At 63.7% G+C, this 19,150-nt stretch carries 16 protein-coding genes; 5 read left to right on the forward strand and 11 right to left on the reverse strand.

Annotated features, from left to right (window positions below; all coding sequences use genetic code 11):
- Positions 1-119 precede the first annotated feature (119 nt).
- On the forward strand, positions 120-1,685 hold the full coding sequence (locus B9A15_RS08120; RefSeq protein WP_084409656.1) for an alkaline phosphatase D family protein: 1,566 nt from the start codon (positions 120-122) through the stop codon (positions 1,683-1,685).
- Positions 1,686-1,725: 40 nt separating this feature from the next.
- Here the strand turns inward: B9A15_RS08120 and B9A15_RS08125 are convergent, their stop codons facing one another.
- Both B9A15_RS08125 and B9A15_RS08130 read right to left on the reverse strand, forming a co-directional pair.
- Positions 1,726-2,547 carry a TIGR00282 family metallophosphoesterase gene (locus B9A15_RS08125; RefSeq protein WP_084409540.1) on the reverse strand — a complete coding sequence of 274 codons (822 nt, stop codon included), beginning with the start codon at positions 2,545-2,547 and terminating at the stop codon, positions 1,726-1,728.
- Entirely contained in the window at positions 2,547-3,182 is a 636-nt protein-coding gene (locus B9A15_RS08130; RefSeq protein WP_084409541.1) for a glutathione binding-like protein, read from the reverse strand. Before B9A15_RS08130 ends, B9A15_RS08125 begins: the two co-directional genes overlap by 1 nt.
- Before the next feature lie 128 nt (positions 3,183-3,310).
- Here B9A15_RS08130 and B9A15_RS08135 point away from each other — a divergent pair, with 128 nt between their 5' ends.
- Positions 3,311-3,865 (forward strand): CAP domain-containing protein, encoded by a 555-nt coding sequence (locus tag B9A15_RS08135; protein ID WP_084409542.1) that lies wholly within the window; start codon positions 3,311-3,313, stop codon positions 3,863-3,865.
- Positions 3,866-3,943: 78 nt separating this feature from the next.
- Here the strand turns inward: B9A15_RS08135 and B9A15_RS08140 are convergent, their stop codons facing one another.
- Positions 3,944-4,579 (reverse strand): TetR/AcrR family transcriptional regulator, encoded by a 636-nt coding sequence (locus B9A15_RS08140; protein WP_084409543.1) that lies wholly within the window; start codon positions 4,577-4,579, stop codon positions 3,944-3,946.
- Positions 4,580-4,790: 211 nt separating this feature from the next.
- Here B9A15_RS08140 and B9A15_RS08145 point away from each other — a divergent pair, with 211 nt between their 5' ends.
- The 3 genes from B9A15_RS08145 to B9A15_RS08155 are packed head-to-tail and all read left to right on the forward strand — an operon-like array spanning position 4,791 to position 8,600.
- Entirely contained in the window at positions 4,791-5,288 is a 498-nt protein-coding gene (locus B9A15_RS08145; protein ID WP_084409544.1) for a (2Fe-2S)-binding protein, read from the forward strand.
- Complete coding sequence (locus tag B9A15_RS08150; protein WP_084409545.1) at positions 5,285-6,355, forward strand: FAD binding domain-containing protein; 1,071 nt, start codon at positions 5,285-5,287, stop codon at positions 6,353-6,355. Before B9A15_RS08145 ends, B9A15_RS08150 begins: the two co-directional genes overlap by 4 nt.
- Complete coding sequence (locus tag B9A15_RS08155) at positions 6,348-8,600, forward strand: xanthine dehydrogenase family protein molybdopterin-binding subunit (protein WP_084409546.1); 2,253 nt, start codon at positions 6,348-6,350, stop codon at positions 8,598-8,600. Before B9A15_RS08150 ends, B9A15_RS08155 begins: the two co-directional genes overlap by 8 nt.
- A gap of 790 nt (positions 8,601-9,390) precedes the next feature.
- Here B9A15_RS08155 and phoB read toward each other — a convergent pair.
- The 8 genes from phoB to B9A15_RS08195 form a co-directional block, all read right to left on the reverse strand.
- Complete coding sequence (gene phoB / locus B9A15_RS08160) at positions 9,391-10,134, reverse strand: phosphate regulon transcriptional regulator PhoB (RefSeq protein WP_084409657.1); 744 nt, start codon at positions 10,132-10,134, stop codon at positions 9,391-9,393.
- A complete protein-coding gene (gene phoU / locus B9A15_RS08165) occupies positions 10,134-10,871 on the reverse strand; it encodes a phosphate signaling complex protein PhoU (RefSeq protein ID WP_084409547.1) in 738 nt (245 codons plus the stop codon). The genes phoB and phoU overlap by 1 nt, the downstream gene beginning before the upstream one ends.
- A 233-nt stretch (positions 10,872-11,104) precedes the next feature.
- Positions 11,105-11,914 carry a phosphate ABC transporter ATP-binding protein PstB gene (gene pstB, locus B9A15_RS08170; protein WP_084409658.1) on the reverse strand — a complete coding sequence of 270 codons (810 nt, stop codon included), beginning with the start codon at positions 11,912-11,914 and terminating at the stop codon, positions 11,105-11,107.
- A gap of 17 nt (positions 11,915-11,931) precedes the next feature.
- On the reverse strand, positions 11,932-13,245 hold the full coding sequence (gene pstA / locus B9A15_RS08175; RefSeq protein WP_084409548.1) for a phosphate ABC transporter permease PstA: 1,314 nt from the start codon (positions 13,243-13,245) through the stop codon (positions 11,932-11,934).
- Positions 13,242-14,732: a phosphate ABC transporter permease subunit PstC gene (gene pstC / locus B9A15_RS08180; protein ID WP_084409549.1), complete on the reverse strand. Its 1,491-nt coding sequence runs from the start codon at positions 14,730-14,732 to the stop codon at positions 13,242-13,244. The genes pstA and pstC overlap by 4 nt, the downstream gene beginning before the upstream one ends.
- A 309-nt stretch (positions 14,733-15,041) precedes the next feature.
- Positions 15,042-16,088, reverse strand: coding sequence for a PstS family phosphate ABC transporter substrate-binding protein (locus tag B9A15_RS08185; protein ID WP_084409550.1), 1,047 nt, complete (start codon positions 16,086-16,088; stop codon positions 15,042-15,044).
- 143 nt (positions 16,089-16,231) lie between these two features.
- Positions 16,232-17,560 carry an ATP-binding protein gene (locus B9A15_RS08190; protein ID WP_084409551.1) on the reverse strand — a complete coding sequence of 443 codons (1,329 nt, stop codon included), beginning with the start codon at positions 17,558-17,560 and terminating at the stop codon, positions 16,232-16,234.
- Between the two features lie 285 nt (positions 17,561-17,845).
- The gene (locus tag B9A15_RS08195) at positions 17,846-18,946 is read right to left on the reverse strand and encodes a hypothetical protein (RefSeq protein ID WP_139798274.1); all 1,101 of its coding nucleotides are present in this window, start codon (positions 18,944-18,946) and stop codon (positions 17,846-17,848) included.
- Between the last annotated feature and the right edge of the window lie 204 nt (positions 18,947-19,150).

A 19,150-nucleotide genomic window follows, 5' to 3' on the forward strand; every position in this document is an offset into this window, starting at 1 on the left:
CCAAACGCCTGCCCGGCAAGGCCCGGGCGGGCGACATGAAACTTTAAAATCCTTGTAAACTGTCGGCCATGGTCGAGGCGCAAACAGGAGATCCGCTTTCACATGAGGATCGTCCTTTCATGCGCATCGTCTCCCGCCTCGATCGTCGCCGCTTCCTGCAGTCGGCCGGCGCCACCGGCATCGTCGCCGCCTCCGGCCTCGCCATGCCCCGCCTCAGCCGCGCGGCGAGCCGGCCGAGCTTCACCCATGGCGTTCAGTCCGGCGATGTGGACGCAACCTCGGGCATGGCCTGGGTGCGCGCCGATCGCCCGGCCCGGATCGATTTCGAATGGGCAACGACCGAGAGCTTTACCGATCCGACCCGCCTTGCCGGCATTGATGCCACACCAGCCAGCGACCTCGCGGTCAAGCGTCTCCTGACCGACCTGCCGTCCGACCAGACGATCTTCTGGCGCGCCATGGCGACGGACCTCACCGATTCCAACGCCGGCTCGGACTGGATCGTCGGGCGCTTCCGCACCGCGCCAACGCAAAAGCGCGACATCTCCTTCGCCTGGTCGGGCGACACCGTCGGCCAGGGCTGGGGCATCGACGAAGACCGCGGCGGCATGAAGGCCTATGCCGCCATGAACAATCACGACGTCGATTTCTTCATCCATTCCGGCGACACGATCTATGCCGATGGCCCCTTGAAGGAGACCGTCGAGCTCGAAGACGGCACGGTCTGGAAGAACATCGTCACGCCCGAAAAATCCAAGGTCGCCGAGACGCTGGACGAGTTTCGCGGCCAGTGGAAATACAATCTCCTCGACAAGAACGTGCAGGCCTTCAACGCTGCCGCGCCCACCTTCTTCCAGTGGGACGATCATGAGGTTGTCAACAACTGGTCGTCCTCCAAGGACCTGTCCGAGGACGAGCGCTACAGCGTCAAGGACGTCATGCTGCTCGCCTCGCGGTCGGGCGTCGCCTTCCACGAGATGACGCCGATCCGCTATGTTCCCGAAGAGCCGGGCCGGATCTATCGAACCATCCATTACGGACCGCTCCTCGACATCTTCTTCCTCGATCTGAGGTCCTATCGCGGCCCCAACAGCGACAATCTCCAGACCGAGCCCACGCATGCCAGCGACATGATGGGCGCCCGCCAGATCGCATGGCTGAAGGACGCGCTTTCGAAGTCGAACGCCACCTGGAAGGTGATCGCCTCCGACATGCCGATCGGCCTTCTCGTGAAGGACGGCGATCGCTGGGAAGCCGTCGCCAATGGCGACAATGGCGACGCGAAAGGCCGCGAGATGGAGTTTGCCGAGGTGCTGCGCTTCATCAAGCAGGAGGGCATTCTCAACACGGTGTGGCTGACGGCCGACGTTCACTACACCGCCGCCCATCACTATTCGCCCGATCGCGCCGCCTTCCAGGATTTCGAACCCTTCTGGGAATTCGTCTCCGGCCCGATCCATGCCGGGACCTTCGGCCCGGGCGAGCTCGACATGACCTTCGGCCCGGAGGTTCGCTTCGTGAAGGCTCCGGAAGATGGCAAGGCGAACCTTCCGCCCTCGGCCGGCCTGCAATTCTTCGGCCTCGTGGAGATCGATGGCGCGAGCGAAGCGATGACCGTGCGCCTGATGGATGCCGACGATCAGGAACTCTGGTCGACGACCCTGGAGCCTCAGACCAGGGCGTAAGCTCAAAAGGCCGCCGCGATCCCTCGCGGCGGCCTCCATTTTACCAAAAATCCGGCCGGATCTCGCTCAGTCGGCCGCCGATGCGCAAGGGCGAGACCTTCTCCGCCAGCCCTGTACGGTCTGAGATTTCGACGGCCAGACCGCAGACGCTTGCCGGCCCTTGCGCCGCCTCGAAGCGCCCCTTGGGCACCTTGGTCAGGAACCGGTTCAGCGGCTCCTCCTTCTCCATGCCGAGCGAGGAATCATAGTCGCCGCACATGCCGGCATCGGACTGGAAAGCCGTGCCATGGGCGAGAATCTGATGGTCGGCTGTCGGCACATGGGTGTGGGTGCCGACGACGACACTCGCCCGCCCATCGAGGAAATGGGCCATGGACTGTTTCTCGCTCGTCGCCTCGGCGTGGAAATCCACGATGATGGCGTCGGCCTGTTCGTTGAGCGGGCAGGATTCGATGAGATCGCTCGCCGCGGCGAAAGGATCGTCCAGATCGGGCGTCATGAAAACCCGGCCCATGATGTTGGCGACGAGAACGCGCGCGCCGTTGCGCGCCTCGTAAAGGCCGGAACCGCGCCCTGGCGTGCCCTTCGGATAGTTCAGAGGACGCAGAAAGGCCGGCTCGTTGGGGGCGAAATGCAAAGCCTCCCGCTGATCCCAGACATGGTTGCCTGTCGTCACCACATCGGCGCCGGCTTCGAGGGTCGCCCGGAAGATATCCTCGGTGATGCCGAAACCGCCGGCGGCGTTCTCCCCGTTCACGACGACGAAATCGAGCCGGTAATCTGCGATCAGATCCGGCAAAGCCTCGAATACGGCATGGCGGCCCGTGCGGCCCACCATGTCGCCCAGAAACAGAAATCGCATTAGCCGCGTGCGTCTTTCGCCGTCTGCAGTTTCTCAAGGCCCAAGCGCACTGCCGGACGCGCGCCGATGGTCTCGGCCCAGCGGCGCAGGGACGGAAACTCGCCGTCCTCGGCAAGCTCTTTCAGGCCGATGCGCGCCCAGCTGTAATGCATCATGTCGGCGATCGTATAGTCGCCCGCCAGATAGGCATTGTTCGCCAGATGCCCGTCGAGCACCCCCAAGACTCTACGCGACTCCTTCCGATAGCGCTCGATCGCATAGTCGATCTTTTCCGGCGCCGCCGAATTGAAGTGATGATATTGACCAATCATCGGTCCCGTATGGCCGACCTGGAAAAAGACCCAGGAAAAGCATTGCGAGCGATGGCGCGTCGATTGCGGCAGGAATTTCCCGGTCAGTTCAGCGAGATAGATGAGGATCGCGCCCGACTCGAAGACGGGCTGCGAATAGCCGCCCATCGAGCGGTCGACCAACGCCGGGATCTTCTCGTTCGCATTGATCGCCTTGAAGCGGTCCGAATGCTGCTCGCCATTGCCGATATCCACGAGATGCATCTCGTAAGAGAGCTTGCACTCTTCGAGCATGATCACGGGCTTTTCACCGTTCGGCGTCGTCCAAGTATAGAGTTCGATCATAAGTGCTCCCTAAAAATGCCACCCGAGAGGCCTTGATCGATCCCGATGACGACGGGCCATGCCGATGAAACCAGGCCGAAGAACCGGAGACCGTCGGCAAGAACGGGTTCGATCAAGAAGGATAAGCCATGACGACACATCAAGCCACCAGGGCCAGCGCGCTTTTCGAGCGAAACACGGCGCTCGGCCATGCGATCAAGCTCGCCGCCCTTTTCCTCCTGACTCTTCTGACCGCCTGCGCCGGCGGCGCGCCGGGTTCGGTCGATATTTCCTCGACGCGACCGATCGGCACCGATCGTGGCTATGCTCTCTCCAGCGTCAATGCTTTCCGTGCCGCCAAAGGCCTTGGACCACTGACCTATTCCAGCCGGCTCGATCAGGCGGCCGAGCGCCAGGCGAGGGCCATGGCGGCGCGTGGATCGATGAGCCATTCGGTCGAAGGCGCCTTGTCGAAGCGCGTCGCCGTCTATGGCTATGACTGGGGCGCGGTCGCCGAGAACATCGCCTATGGCTATGCCGACACGCCCGCCGCCATGACAGGCTGGAAAGGCTCCTCCGGCCACGCCAAGAACATCTTGAACCCGCGCGTCACCGAGATGGGCTTTGCCGCCGCCACAGGCTCGGACGGCGTTCCCTATTGGGCGATGATCTTCGGGACAGAGGTGAAGCGGCGCCTGCGCTAGAACATCATACGGCGAAACAAACACTGAGTGCGAAATCGCGATTCCAATTCATCGCATTTCGCTCTAATCGCAGAGGCTTCAGACCTTCGCGCCGCTCGGCTCGGCTCCGCCACACATCCGCAACCCGTCCACGAACACGTCGACGAGCTTTAGGACACCACTCTGCCAGCCGGGCTGATTGCGCATATGGCACATGCCGATCAGCGCCCAGAGAACCTCTTCGGCCGAAATATCGGGCCGCATCGCCCCGCTCTCGACCGCCGCCGTGATCAGCCCGCCAACCGCCCGCGTCAGGCGCTCGAAGCTTTCGGCATAGAGCTCCGTTCGGCCATCGGCGGCGATCGCGAGGGCCGCGAGCATGCCCTTCTTGGTGGCGACCAAGCCGACATTGGCATGCAGCCAGAGCCGCACGGCTTCCACCGGTTCGTGAGATTCGGCCAGATGATCGGCGAGATCGGCCAGCTCGGCCACCTCGCGGCGGTAGACCGCCTCAAACAACGCGTCGCGCTTGGGAAAGTGGCGATAAAGTGTGCCGATCCCGACACCAGCCTTGCGCGCGACGGCCTCGAGGCTCGCCTCGCCGCCGCCCGTCCGGAAGACGTCCGCCGCCGCTTCGATGAGCCGTTCCCGGTTGCGGATCGAATCGGCCCGCATCTTCCGGCCTGGCCTCGATACGCGGCCCTCCTCGCCTTCTGTTTCCCGCCTATTCTTCATTCGATCTTTTCTAATCTCACCGCTTGAAAACGGAGGACCCCTCCGCATATCCTGTCGCAGGCGGCGACATCCATTCACGAAATGCCTGTCCCGCCCGGCCAATAGTGTGCCTCGATCAAAGACCGATTTTGAACAAGCCCGCCGACCGACCGCTCGTCGAGCCCTCGACCCCACGGCTTGTCCCTGCTCATATCATCGAACGGGTGAACGCATGGATTTTTCCATCAGCCTGACCATCAACGGCGTCGAGCGCCGGATCACATTCGACGATCCGCGTGTCACGCTCCTCGACCTCTTTCGCGAACGCCTCCATCTGACCGGCACCAAGAAGGGCTGCGATCGCGGCCAATGCGGCGCCTGCACCATTCTCGTCGACGGTCGCCGCATCAATTCCTGCCTCGCCCTCGCTTTGTCCCATGACGGCGCATCGATCACCACCATCGAGGGTCTGGCGAAGGACGACCAACTGCATCCTGTCCAGGCCGCCTTCATCGAGAATGACGGCTTCCAATGCGGCTTCTGCACGCCGGGCCAGATCATGAGCGCCGTCGGCCTCATCGCGGAAGGCCATGCCGGAACGGACCCCGAGCGCGTGCGCGAAGGGATGAGCGGCAATCTCTGCCGATGCGGCGCCTATGCCGGCATCACCAAGGCCGTCATCGAGGCTCAGAAGAGCGCGGGCGAAGCCCGAACGGGAGAGGCGGCATGAACCGGTTCGACTATATCCGCCCGACCTCGCTCGACGAGGCCATTGCCGCCGCAAGCCAACCCGGCTCGGCCTTTCTCGCCGCCGGCACCAATCTCCTCGATCTGATGAAGGGCAATATCACGCGGCCCGACCGGATCGTCGACATCACGAAGCTCCCGGACCTCGACCGGATCGAGACCCTGGAGGATGGCTCGACGCGGATCGGCGCCCTCGTCAAGAATGCCGATCTAGCCTATCATGAAGACTTCGCCGCCCGCTTCCCGGCCGTCGCCGAGGCGCTGCTCTCCGGAGCCTCGGCGCAGCTGCGCAACGCGGCGAGTGTCGGCGGCAATCTCCTCCAGCGCACTCGCTGCCGCTATTTCTACGACACGGCGAGCGCCTGCAACAAACGCGAGCCGGGGTCCGGCTGCGATTCCCTCGAAGGCGAAAATGCCGGCCAGGCCGTCCTCGGCTGGAGCCCGTCCTGCATCGCCACCCACCCGTCCGATTTCTGCGTTCCCCTCGCGGCACTCGGCGCCATCGTCGAGATCAAGGGGCCGGACGGGTCGCGGGACGTGGCGCTGACGGACTTCCACCGCCTGCCCGGCGACCGGCCGGACATCGAGACTGTGCTTGCCCCCGGCGAATTGGTCGTCGCGATCCGCCTGCCGGCGGAAGCAGCCGGCTTTGCCGCTCATTCGCGCTATCTGAAACTGCGCGAGCGCACCTCCTACGCCTTCGCGCTCGTCTCGGCCGCCGCTATGCTTCGCCTCGAAGACGGTGTGATCGCAGAAGCCCGCATTGCTATCGGCAGCGTCGCCGCCAAGCCTTGGCGGGCTAAATCGGCCGAAGCCGTTCTGAAAGGCATGAAAGCCGAGCCCGCCTTCTTTGAAAAGGCCGCGCGTGAAGCCTTCGCCGAGGCCAAGCCCTCAGGCGACAATGCCGACAAGATCGAGCTTGGACGACGTATCGTCGCCCGTGCGCTCACCCTTGCGAGCGCCGGCACGCCGACAGAGATGCCGGCCCTGCCCGCTTCCCCCTTCGCGCCCTTACCTGGCGCATCAGCCAACGGTGTCGCCCATGTCTGATATCCCGACCCTTTCCGCCGGTTCGCATCAGCGCCACGGCTCCAATATCGGCCAGCCGCTCACCCGGCGCGACGGCCTCCTCAAGGTGACCGGCGGCGCGCGCTATGCCGCCGATAACAATCCCGACGGCCTTCTCCATGCCGTCCTCGCCGTCGCCTCGATCGCGCGCGGCCGCGTCACCCATCTGGATGTGGAAGCCGCCAAGGCCCATCCGGGCGTCGTCGACGTGATGGTGCCGGGCAATCGCCCGGCGCTGGCGAGCGATCCGGACGAGAAGTCCAACCCCTTCATGTTCCGCCTGGACCTCCTGCAGAACGATCGGGTCCGCTATGCCGGCCAGCCGATCGCGGTGGTCATCGCAGAAACCTTCGAAGCGGCCACCGAGGGTGCCCGCCTGCTTGCCCCGACCTATGAGACGGAGCAGGCCCGCACCGGCCTCGAAGGCGAACCCTTCGCGCCCGAAAAGGTCGGCGCCGGCAATGCGGCCCGCGCCCAATCCGGCGATGTCGAGGCCGAGCTCGCCGGCTCCGCCAGGACACTCGAAGCGGTCTATGAGACCCCTGCCCAATATCACAATGCCATGGAGCCCCACGCCGTCGTCGCCCATTGGCAGGGCGATCGGCTGGTCATCGACACGCCCAGCCAAGGCCTCGCCATGGCGGTGATGCGTGTTGCCGGCCTCTTCGGCCTCACGCCCGACAAGATCCTCGTCCGCAGCCCCTTTCTCGGCGGCGGCTTCGGCTCCAAGGGCTTTCTGTCCAGCGCGCAGATCCTCGGCATCCTGGCGGCCAAGCTCGTCGACCGGCCGGTCAAGCTCGCCCTCACCCGGCCGCAGATGTTCGGTCCCGTCGGTCATCGTGCGCCGACCCGCCAGACCCTGCGTATCGGTCTTGGGCAAGACGGCAAGCTGACCGCCATCGACCATGCGACCCTCACCGCCTCGTCGACCTTCGACGACTTCTTCGAGCCGGCCTCGGACATCTCCCACACCCTCTATGCCGCGCCGGCGATCCGCACCTCCCACGAGGCGGTGCGCGTCGACACCGGCACGCCGCTCTTCATGCGGGCGCCGGGCGAGGCGACAGGCTCGATCGCGCTCGAAAGCGCCATCGACGAGGCGGCTGAAACGGCCGGCCTCGACCCGTTGGAATTTCGTCTGAAGAACTATGCCGAGGCCGAGCCGATCTCCGGCCTGCCTTTTTCGTCCAAAGCCTTGCGGGAATGCTATGAGCAAGGGGCGGCGCGCTTCGGTTGGGCGGATCGGCCGCGCGAACCCCGCACGATGCGCGACGAGAATGGCCTTCTCGTCGGCTGGGGCATGGGCACGGCAACCTTCCCGGCCCTGATGTTCGAGGCAGAGGCGCGGGCGGTGATCCGTGCGGACGGCTCAGGAGTCATGGAGACCGGCGCCCATGACATGGGCCAGGGCGCCTGGACGGCGCTCGCCCAGATCGCCGCCGACGCGATCGGTCTCGATCTGACCCGCGTCACCTTCAATGCCGGCTCCTCGGACCTTCCCAATGCGGGTATTGCCGGCGGTTCGGGCCATACGGCGACCGCCGGCATGGCGCTCCACAAGGCCGGCGAAGCGGTGATCGCCAAGCTCGCTGATCTTGCGACCGAGGACGAAGCCTCGCCGCTCTTTGGGGCCGACAATGTCGGTGTGATCGCACGCGACGGAAAGCTCCTGCGCCGCGACGACGAAAGCCGCGGCGAAGCCTTCGGCGACATCCTGAAGCGCGCCGGGCTTTCCAACATCGAGGCGCGCGGCAAGGCCGGCGGCGACAACGCGGCGCGGGAGCATTATGCCATGCATGCCCATGGCGCGGTCTTCGCCGAGGTAAAGATCGATCCCGATCTCTGCCAGATCCGCACGACACGCCTCGTCGGCGCCTTCGCCGCTGGCCGGATCATCAATCCGCGCCTCGTCGAAAGCCAGCTTTTCGGCGGCATGATCTGGGGCGTCTCCTTCGCCCTTCACGAAGAGGGCATCCAGGACAAGCGCTCGGGCCGCATCGTCAATGGCGATTTCGGCGAGTATCACGTGCCGGTCAATGCCGACGTGCCCTCCCTAGAGGCGATCCTCGTCCATGAGGAGGATCAGCTCGTCAATTTGCTGGGCATCAAGGGCGTCGGCGAGATCGGCATCACCGGCACCGGCGGGGCGATCGCCAACGCGATCTGGCATGCGACGGGCAAGCGCCTGCGCCGCTTCCCGATCCGCCCCGCCGATCTGTTGGGCTAGAGCATGATGCGGAAAAGTTGCATGACTTTTCCGATTACATCATGCGGCAAAACAAAGGTTTAGAGCGAAATGGCGATCCCAATTGATCGCATTTCGCTCTAGAGCGCCGGGCGAAAAAGTGGATACCGATTTTGCGAGAACCCGGCGCGTTATCAGAGAGTTATGGCGCGTCGGACGATGCTGATCAGAGTCCGCGACACTGTGCTCGATCATAGACCGCGACGTGATCGTAAAGCCGGCACCCGCGACGCTTCGTCATTCTCGGCCACCGTGCCGAGAATCCAGAAACGCCTGCAAGAGAAGCGGCTTCATTGGCGCACTGGATGCTCGGGACAGGCCCGAGCATGACGAACGAGATGAAGCGAACGCCTGGCACTCGCCCTTCGCCGTCCGAGGAAACTGTCATGCGCTCTGGATCCGGATTTGTCGCCCGACGCTCTCATCCTACTGCGTCAGATGGAAACGGCTGACGATTGGTCGAAGCTTTCATACCGGTCGTCATCCTCGGCCCGTCAGGGCCTCAGGACCCATGCCTCGAACGCTGCTCACATCCACAGACGATTGCGGTTTGCTTCGCTTGGTGCGTTTCGTCGGCCTGAGTGCCGCTCGGACGATCATGGCATGGTCCCCGCACTCTTCGAGTGCGAGGATGACGAAGCGTCGGGGGAGTCCGTCTCACCGTCGAACTCTGCAGACCCGACAATGGTTTATGAAATGACCCGATAGGACTGAGCTCAATCGCGACCGACAGGCCGGTGATCAAGCGCCCCGTTTCGGCAGGGCCGCCCGATCACCCGCTCGCCGCTTCCCGCACCTTGGCGCGTGTGGGCGTGGGCTTGGCCGTCAGGAACTGCTCGTCCAACGCATAGCCGGCGCCGCGCACCGTGCGGATGGGATCACGCTCGCGCGCCCGATTGATGGCCTTGCGAAGCCGGCCGATATGCACATCCACCGTTCGCTCGTCCACATAGATGTCCCGGCCCCAGACGCCATCGAGAAGCTGCTCGCGCGAGAAGACCCGGCCGGGGGATTCCATGAAGAATTCCAGGAGACGAAATTCCGTTGGCCCAAGCTTGATCTCCCGGCCCGAACGGCGAACCCTGTGCGTCTCGCGATCGAGTTCGATATCGCCGGCCGAAAGCTGGGTCGACAGCTTTTCGGGCCGCGCCCGCCGGAGCATGGCGCGAATACGAGCCATCAGTTCCGGCATCGAGAAGGGCTTGACCACATAGTCGTCTGCCCCGACCGAGAGGCCGCGCACGCGCTCGGCCTCTTCGCCTCGTGCCGTCAGCATCAGAATCGGAAGCCGCTCGGTCTCGGGCCTCTGGCGCAGGCGTCGACAGATCTCGACGCCTGACAGGCCTGGCAGCATCCAGTCAAGGAGGAGAAGATCAGGCATCTCCTCCTTCAATCGGATATCGGCCTCGTCACCATTCTCGATAACGTCGACCTGATAGCCTTCAGCTTCGAGGTTGTAGCGCAGGAGCACGCCCAGCGCTTCCTCGTCCTCGACGACGACGATGCGCGTTTTCATCATCCCGCCTGTCCGCTCGCTGCGTTTTCGACCGTCGACTGCGTCACGCTGGCGGTCGTGTCACCCTTGGGACGCTCCTCAGCAATCTCGCTGCCGGTGCGGATATAATAGACCGTCTCGGCGATGTTCGTCGCATGATCGCCGATGCGTTCGAGGTTCTTGGCCGAGAACAGAAGATGCGTGCAAGCGGTGATGTTGCGCGGATCTTCCATCATGTAGGTCAGAAGCTCGCGGAAGATCGAGGTGTAGACCGCGTCGATCTCCTCGTCGCCCTCGCGGATCGCCGCCGCACGCTGGGGATCGCGCATGGCATAGGCGTCGAGGACGTCCTTCACCTGCTCGACCGAGAGCTCCGAGAGATGCTCGATGCCGCGCACGAGCTGGGCCGGCTGGATATGGTCGTGAACCGCGATCACCCGCTTGGCGATGTTCTTGGCGAGATCGCCGATCCGCTCCAACTCGTTGGAGATGCGGATCGCGCCGACGATCTCACGCAGATCGATCGCCATGGGCTGGCGCTTGGCGATCGTCATGATAGCCCGCTCGTCGATCTCGCGCTGCTGGGCGTCGAGGATCGCGTCGTCGGCGACCACGGACTGGGCGAGCGCCGCATCGCTGCGGGTCAGGGCCGTCACGGCCTGCTCGACCATCCGTTCGGCCAGACCACCCATTTCAGAGATCCGACGGACGATGAATTTGAGTTCGTCCTCATAGGAGGAAACGATATGCTCGGCCATCTGAGGCCTCCCGTCTCTTGCGTCCGACCGCGCTCGACGCTGGTCTGCCGCGACGCCCGTTAAAGGTCTTTTCTCAAGGCTTCGATGCGTCGACCGGAGCCTCTCTCATGCGTTGGAGCGGGAGACGCCGATCGTTTTAGCACGTCCCCGCGTCCCAATGTCGCCCGCCTAGCGCAGGACGCGGCTGGGCGGGCCCTCACGCTCCACCGATCCCAACGCGGCGCGCAATCGGCTCAGCCGAAGCGGCCCGTAATGTAGTCCTGGGTGCGCTTGTCGTCGGGATTGGAGAACATCTTCTCCGTCGGTCCGACTTCGGCGAGGTCGCCCAGATGGAACATCGCCGTGACCTGGCTCACGCGCGCGGCCTGCTGCATGGAGTGGGTCACGATGACGATCGTGAAATTCTCCCTGAGCTCATCGATCAGTTCCTCGACCGTCGCCGTCGCGATCGGGTCGAGCGCCGAACAGGGCTCGTCCATCAGGATGACCTCCGGCGACACGGCGATGGCACGTGCGATGCACAGGCGCTGCTGCTGGCCACCCGAAAGACCGGTGCCCGGCTCGTCGAGCCGGTCCTTGACCTCTTTCAGAAGGCCCGCCCGCTCCAGGCTGCGGTGAACGATCTCGTCGAGCTCGTTCTTGTTGCGCGCAAGACCATGGATCTTCGGCCCATAGGCGACGTTCTCGAAGATCGACTTCGGAAACGGATTCGGCTTCTGGAACACCATGCCCACACGGGCGCGCAGCTCGACCACGTCGATCGACGGGTCGTAGATGTCCTCGTTGTCGAGGGTGATCTTGCCGCCGACCTTACAGCCGTCAATCGTGTCGTTCATGCGGTTGAGGCAGCGCAGATAAGTGGATTTGCCGCAGCCCGACGGGCCGATCAGCGCGGTCACCTGCCGCTCGGGCACGTCGAGATTGATACCGTTGAGCGCCTGTTTCGCGCCGTAATGGACGGTGACGTTCTCGGAGCGCATCTTGGTCGGCTTGGCAGCTTGCACGGCGGGGCCCTTGTTCAGCGTCGCTTGGATGTTTTCCATCTGCATATCCATAATCCTTACCACCGTCGTTCAAAGCGACGACGAAGGAAAATCGCCGTCAGGTTCATGAGCGCCAGAAATCCCAGAAGGATGATAATGGCGCCGGAGGTGCGCTCCACGAAGGCACGCTCGGCTTCGTTCGCCCACATATAGATCTGGACGGGCAAGGCCGTCGCCGGGTCCATGGGCGAGGCCGGATAGTCGGCCACGAAGGCGACCATGCCGATGAGGAGCAGCGGCGCCGTCTCGCCAAGCGCCTGGGCAAGGCCGATAATTGTGCCGGTCAGAATGCCCGGCGCTGCGAGCGGCAGGACGTGCTGGAACACGGTTTGGGTCTTTGAAGCGCCGAGGCCGAGGGCGGCCCAGCGGATCGAAGGCGGCACCGCCCGCAGAGCGGCGCGGGTGGCGATGATGATCGTCGGAAGCGTCATCAGCGTCAGAACGAGACCGCCGACCAGGGCGGCCGAACGCGGTAGACCGAACCAGTTGATGAAGACCGCGAGACCCAAGAGACCGAAGACGATCGAGGGCACCGCCGCCAGATTGTTGATGTTCACCTCGATGAGGTCGGTGAACTTGTTCTTCGGGGCGAACTCCTCGAGATAGATCGAGGCGGCGACACCGATCGGCAGCGCCAGAGCAAGCACGATCAGCATCATGTAGAGCGAACCGATGATCGCCACGCCCACACCCGCAGTCTCGGCGCGTGAGGAAGCGCCGAAGGTGAAGAGGCCCCAGTTGAAGCGCTGCTCCAGCGCGCCCATGCTCTTCAGCTTGTCGATATATTGGAGCTGCAGATCGCTGATCGGCCGGCGGTTCTCTGGCACGGTCAGGTCGTACTGCCCCTTCAGGGCGCTATCGAGCTCCGAACTTCCGAAGAGCCAGACATCCTGGGTCTGGCCGATCACCGAGAGATCGTTGAGGACGATGTCGCGCAGCTGGACGCGCACACCCGAGGAGATGAGTGCGCTTGCCGCGCTCACCGCCGCCTTGTCGTCCGGATCGATGCCCAGAAGCTGGACCAGACCCTCGCGCGCAAGCTGCGGGTAGTTCGCCATCATCAGCTTGGTCTGGCTTTCGGCCGCCTGCTGCGGCGTTCCGAGAACCTGTTCGGAGAAGGTGATCGGAACGTGGATTTCCGTCTGCCAGAAGGCTGTATAGCCTTTCGAGAACACGCTCCAGAGAAGCGCGATGAGAAAGAGGATGCCAATGGCGATCGCGGTGATGCCATAGGCCTTGAAGCGCCGCTCGGCGGCATAGCGCTTCTTGATCCCGATATCGCGGCGCGCAGGCGACGCGTCGGGAACTCCGGTGACCGTCGCGTCGCTCATTCGTACTGTTCCTTGTATTTGCGCACGATGTAGAGGGCGTAGATGTTGAGGCAGAGCGTCAGGAAGAAGAGCGTCATGCCGAGGGCGAAGGCGACGAGCGTCTGCGGCGAGTTGAATTCGAGATCGCCCGTCAGCTGCGCGACGATCTTCACCGTGATTGTGGTCATCGCCTCGAAGGGGTTGATGGTGAGGTTGGCCGCGACGCCGGCCGCCAGCACAACGATCATCGTCTCGCCGATGGCCCGCGAGGCCGTGAGCAGAAGAGCCGAGACGATGCCCGGCAGCGCCGCTGGCAGGATCACCTTCTTGATCGTCTCCGACCGCGTCGCCCCAAGCCCGAGCGAGCCGTCTCTGAGCGAACGCGGGACCGAGGTGATGATGTCGTCGGAGAGCGAGGAGACGAAGGGGATCAGCATGATCGCCATGACGAGACCCGCGGTCAGCACGCTTTGTGCCTGGATGAAGCTCGTATAGCTGCCTGTCGTGATCCCGGCGATCTGGGCCGACAGATCGCGCAGGAAGGGGCCGACCGTGATCAGGGCGAAGAAACCGTAGACGATGGTTGGGATGCCGGCGAGCACTTCGAGAAGCGGCTTGACGATCGAACGCGTCTTGTTGTCGGCATATTCGGCCATGTAGATCGCGGCGAAAAGCCCGATCGGCACGGCGATCAACATTGCCACGCCCGCGATGTAGAGCGTGCCGGCCAGAAGCGGGATGAAGCCGAAGCTGCCCGCGGAGCCGTCGGAGCCGGCGCCTGAGAAGCGTGGATTCCATTCGGTCCCGAAGAAGAATTCGGCCGGGGAGATTCGGGAGAAGAAGTCGATCGTCTCGAAGAGCATCGAGAAGACGATGCCGATGGTCGTCAGAATGGCGATCGAGGAGGCGACGATCAGGGCGCCGCGCACGACGCCTTCGACGCTGTTGCGGGCTCTGAGGCGCGGCTGGATGTGCCGATAGCCCCAGAATGCACCGGCCAGCGCCAATAGAATCACCGCGCCCGTCATCAGAAGCCGGCTCGTCGCCTGCATCGAATTGAGCTGCAGCGCCAGCGGCACCATCCAGTCGGCCGCGGCGGACGCGATCGGCACGCCGCGAGCGCGGAGCATGGACGAGACATCGGCGACCGGCGTCGAATCGGTGATCGTCGAGCGCTCCTCGGGCGGAAGCACCCGTAAGCCGTCCCCGATCGATTCGACGATGCCGTAGGCGAGATCTTCGGTCAGCGAGGTCTCGGCGAGAACGCCTTCCGGAAAACTGGTGCTCACGCTCGAATAGACGACGATCGGCGAGACGATCAGCCAAGCGCTCAACAGAAGAAGCGAAGGAATGACGGCCCAGGATGCGACATAGGAGGCGTGATATACCGGACGCGAATGAAGCTTCGGACCGTCCGCGAAGGCGAATGCCCGGCTTCGGCGATAGCCGAGAACGGCACCGACAAGCCCAATCGCCAGAACGGCAAGTATGATGGTGAAGGTCGACACGAAATGCCCTTTCGCCGACGGGAAAGCTGAATGAGGCGCGGACGACGCTAAGAGAATTCGCCCACTCAAAACCCTTGCGATCCAAGCCCGCCTGTCGCCCACTTGACGATGAGGGCGCGGACTTGGCTGACGACTCTGCCCGACTTAGGAAAGGGCGGCAGCCGCGCTGCCATCGGGTTCGATCCGACCCGAGGCAACATGCTTATTCGAGAGCGAGTCCACCCTCTCATGCCTGAACCCGCCGATCACCCGAAAGCGACCGGCGGCTCGGAATGAGCGGGCCTCCTAAGAAGACCCGCAATCAGCTCATTAGGAGCCGAGCGTCACGCCGTTCTCGAAGTTCGAGATCTGCTCCTGACGCTCTTCGTCCGACAGCGGCACCAGGCCGTATTCGACGGTCGGCGAACCTTCGCCGGTCATCTGGTCGGAGAGGAAGAACTGGACGTATTCGGACAGGCCCGGAACGACGCCGATGTGAGCCTTCTTCACATAGAAGTACAGCGGACGCGATACCGGATACTCGCCGGTAGCGATGGTTTGAGCCGACGGAACGACGTCGTTGATCGTCGCGACCTTCAGCTTGTCCTGGTTCTGCTCGTAGAAGGCGAGACCGAACACGCCGATGGCCTGCTGGTCGGCTTCGATGCGAGCGAGCGTCTCGGTGTAATCGCCGGAAATCTCGGAGACGACGCCATCGGTGCGGACCGTCTTGCACTGGTCCTCAGCGGCGTCCTCGTCCATGCCGGACTTCACATAAGCCTCGAGCGTACCGGACTCTTCGCAGCCCTTGATGAGGACCTTCTCTTCGAAGACTTCACGGGTGCCGTGGTTGGAAGCCGGGATGAAAGCAGTGATCTTCTGGTCCGGCAGCGAAGAGTCGACGGCGTTCCAATTGCTCGTGGAATTGTCGACGACTTCACCGTCCTTGACGACCTTGGCGGCGAGAGCCTGGAAGATACGAGCCGGGTTCAGCTTGAAGTCCGGGCCCGAAGCCGACGACGCGAAGACGATGCCGTCATAGCCGAACTTGACCTCTTGGATCTCGTTGACGCCGTTCGCCTTGCAGGCCTCGACCTCGGATTCCTTGATGGCGCGCGAAGCGTTGGCAACGTCGATCGTGTCCGGACCGACACCCTGGCAGAACTGCTTCAGGCCAGCCGAGGAACCGCCCGACTCGACGACCGGGGTCGGATAGTCCGGGAAGGTCTCGCCGAAGTTCTCGGCGACGATCTGAGCGTAAGGAAGAACGGTCGAGGAACCAGCGACCTGGATCTGATCATTGCTCTGGGCGAGGGCGAACGAGGACACGGACATGGTCGAGGCCAGCACGAGGCCGGCGAGGAGCGTCTTATTCACGTGGATCTCTCCTTATGGAGTTTCGTTTGTGAACCGAAGTGGTATGGACGCCACCCTGTTCTGGCGCCACCTGCTCGGCAGCGACGGTTCATCGCTGTCCTACCGAGCGTCCGCGAACGGTATATGACACGCCAGCTACGCTTTTATGACACTTCAAGCTTTTGTTTTTGATAGCTATTTTCGATTTCCACCGAACGAGCGTCACAAGCCGGAAAACGCGCTGTGAAAGTCGAGCCCTCGTCGACCGCCGAATGCACCAGGAGTCGCGCCTTGTGGCGCAGAAGAATGTTGCGCACGATGGAGAGGCCGAGGCCCGTTCCGCGCTTGGAGCGGGAGTTGGCGACATCCACGCGATAGAAGCGCTCGGTCAGGCGGGGCACATGCTCGGGCGCGATTCCCGGCCCATAGTCGGTGACGGAGCCGTCCACGACCGACCGTCCGCGCTCATCAGCTTGCGAGACGCGGAGCGTGACCCGCCCGCCCGACTGGCCGTATTTGCAGGCATTTTCGACGAGATTGGAAAAGACCTGGAGAAGTTCGTCTTCTTCGCCTGCGACGAAAACCGGCGTCTGCGGCAGGTCGAGCTCGATCGACACGCCGAGCTCTTCGGCGAGCGGGGTGATCTGGTCTTCAACTGTTCGGAAGATGTCCGTCAGATCGACCGGAGTCTTCACCGGCAGATGGCGCTTCATCTCGATTCGCGACAGGGACAGGAGATCGTCGATGAGGCGCGACATGCGCGCGGCCTGATCGCGCATAATGGCTAGGAATTTCTCGCGCGCCGCAGCATCGTCCCGTGCCGGGCCCTGCAGCGTCTCGATGAAGCCGGCAAGCGAGGCGAGCGGGGTGCGCAATTCATGGCTTGCATTGGCGACGAAGTCGGTGCGCATCTGTTCGGTCCGCCGCTCGGCGGTGCGATCGCGAAACAGCACCAGGAAGAATCGCGGCGACTCACCGGCCGGCGCCGGGATCGGCAGAACGGCGACGTCCCAGATGCGATCGACCGAGCGACGCTCCTCGAGAACGGCTTCGGTCGGAGTATTGCCATCGATCGCCCTTTCGAGCGCGGCAAGGACGGTTGGCGAGCGCAGGCGTAGCGAAACCGAATCGCCCAGCGCCATCGAGCCGAAGGCGATCGTGCAGGCTGGGTTGCGGTAGCGGAGATAGGTGGCGCGATCGACGATCATGGCCGGCTCGCCGATAGCTTCCACGACGGCTTTCATGCCGGCATCGGGCCATTCGGCCGCGCTTCGCGGCGCCTCCTTCTTCGCCGCCGCGCGATCGCCGCGCAAAGGCCAGAAGAGAAGGACGAGGAGCAGGGCGCCGAATGCCGCGAGCCAGGCCGTCGCCTCCGGAAACCGCCAGGCGAGCAGCCCAAGCCCAAGCACGATCAGGGCGAGAAGGCGCTGGCTCCGCGGATGGGCGCCGAACCGGCTCCAGCGCCCCTCCTGCGAAGCTTTGCGATCGTCCATGGTCCTCACCGTCTTCTCGGTCCCTATGAAGGGCAAGACCGCAGCGCGATCCCCCTCTCAATCCCGTGGACCGTTCATTCTTTCTCTTTGGCGATCCGACGCATCGAGCGCGCTCCGCGGGGCCTCGAAACGCCCGACCCCGCACGGTCTTCGATTCACCTTCGAAACCGATTCTAGCGTGCCGGTTTCGACAGGCGCATGACGGCAGATCGTCTTTGGCGTTCCTGATCAGTTAACGAAACCGTGAGCACGGATCGCCGACGACATCGCCGGGGCGGCCCACGCTCAGGCACCTTCGACCGGCTTGAGGCGAAGGGAATAGACGACGAGGTCGTTGCCCACGCCCAAGGACGGATCGATGGCGATCCGTCCGTCGCCTCCCTCGATCCCCGACAGATCGACCTCGAAGACGAAGGGCTGGCGTTCGGTGGAGACTGTAAAGCGTTGACGGCCGCAACGGGTCTCGCCATCGAAGAGGCAGCGTACGGAAAACTCCCGGCTGGCATCGGGATCGGTTCCGGCCGTCAGCTCGGCCCGCACGCTTTCGCCCTCCAGCCGCGAAACGACGCCAGGACCGACGAGCAGCGCGATTTCCGCCCCCGCCTCGGGCCCGCCCGTAATGCGTACGACAGGTGAGCCGTCGAGAGCCGTCTCGGCGACCACACGTCCGCCATCCGACGAGCTGATCGCGTCGAGCTGCGTGCCGTCGAAGACCGATATCCACCCCTCTCCTTCTTCGGCGGCCGCGATCGTTTCCTCGATCGTCGGGCCTTCCGTCGTCTTCGGGGGCGAAAAGGCGCCGGAGAGGAGCGGCAGAAGCAGCCAAAGCCCGGCCGCCAGAAGAAACAGGATCAGAAGAAGAATAAGGCTGGAGACCACGAGGCCACCGCCCCAGGGGCGCTTTCGGTTTGCGCCCGAACGCTCGCCGCCGGGCCGCCAAGTGCTGGAAAGACCGGATGCATCCTCCTCGCGCGCATCCTCACCGTTTGGCTCGCCGACGCCATTCTTACCGCCGATATCGATCCGATCCTCAGACGAGATCGCCTCGGACAGAACCGGATCCTCGCCTTTCGCCGAGCGCGGGTCGCGTTCGGAGAGACCGACCATCGCCGCCGCCGAACGAGATTCGCCGGCGGCAGGCTCGCCAGGATCCGTCGGTTCGACCGGTTCGTCGTGAACATCATGGCCATATTCGGCCTCGATCGCCTCGATCGCCTCGACGAGATCGGCGCGTTTGGCCTTGGCTTCGGCGTCGTCGCCATTCTTTTCCGCCATGCGCCCAATGGCGCGATCGGCGGCCTCATAGACTTTCAGGCGATAATCCGGGTCTTTGGAGTCGCCCTGGGCGAGAAACCCCCGGATGCTCGTCTCGATCTCGCTCGCCAAGGTCCACTCCGCCAACTCCACGGCCCGAAAGGTGGACCGGCCGTTCCAATATCGCCGATCGGCTCATTGGATCCCTCGAGGGCGCGCAGTCGCCGTCTCGAAGCACCGCTTGACGAATCCGAGCCGCACTCGCCCGAAGATTAGAAAAAGGCAAGCGCAGGAGCAATGTGTCACAGGAAGCGGAGCACCCTCACTCCCTCTTCG

Origin of the sequence: Fulvimarina manganoxydans (genome assembly GCF_900176465.1) — a bacterium.
Classification (GTDB): Bacteria; Pseudomonadota; Alphaproteobacteria; order Rhizobiales; family Rhizobiaceae; genus Fulvimarina; species Fulvimarina manganoxydans.

Coding starts and splice junctions, on each gene's coding strand:
- B9A15_RS08120 (WP_084409656.1), top strand. CDS start 120: ATGCGCATCGTCTCCCGCCTCGATCGTCGCCGCTTCCTGCAGTCGGCC.
- B9A15_RS08125 (WP_084409540.1), bottom strand. CDS start 2,547: ATGCGATTTCTGTTTCTGGGCGACATGGTGGGCCGCACGGGCCGCCAT.
- B9A15_RS08130 (WP_084409541.1), bottom strand. CDS start 3,182: ATGATCGAACTCTATACTTGGACGACGCCGAACGGTGAAAAGCCCGTG.
- B9A15_RS08135 (WP_084409542.1), top strand. CDS start 3,311: ATGACGACACATCAAGCCACCAGGGCCAGCGCGCTTTTCGAGCGAAAC.
- B9A15_RS08140 (WP_084409543.1), bottom strand. CDS start 4,579: ATGAAGAATAGGCGGGAAACAGAAGGCGAGGAGGGCCGCGTATCGAGG.
- B9A15_RS08145 (WP_084409544.1), top strand. CDS start 4,791: ATGGATTTTTCCATCAGCCTGACCATCAACGGCGTCGAGCGCCGGATC.
- B9A15_RS08150 (WP_084409545.1), top strand. CDS start 5,285: ATGAACCGGTTCGACTATATCCGCCCGACCTCGCTCGACGAGGCCATT.
- B9A15_RS08155 (WP_084409546.1), top strand. CDS start 6,348: ATGTCTGATATCCCGACCCTTTCCGCCGGTTCGCATCAGCGCCACGGC.
- phoB (WP_084409657.1), bottom strand. CDS start 10,134: ATGAAAACGCGCATCGTCGTCGTCGAGGACGAGGAAGCGCTGGGCGTG.
- phoU (WP_084409547.1), bottom strand. CDS start 10,871: ATGGCCGAGCATATCGTTTCCTCCTATGAGGACGAACTCAAATTCATC.
- pstB (WP_084409658.1), bottom strand. CDS start 11,914: ATGGAAAACATCCAAGCGACGCTGAACAAGGGCCCCGCCGTGCAAGCT.
- pstA (WP_084409548.1), bottom strand. CDS start 13,245: ATGAGCGACGCGACGGTCACCGGAGTTCCCGACGCGTCGCCTGCGCGC.
- B9A15_RS08190 (WP_084409551.1), bottom strand. CDS start 17,560: ATGGACGATCGCAAAGCTTCGCAGGAGGGGCGCTGGAGCCGGTTCGGC.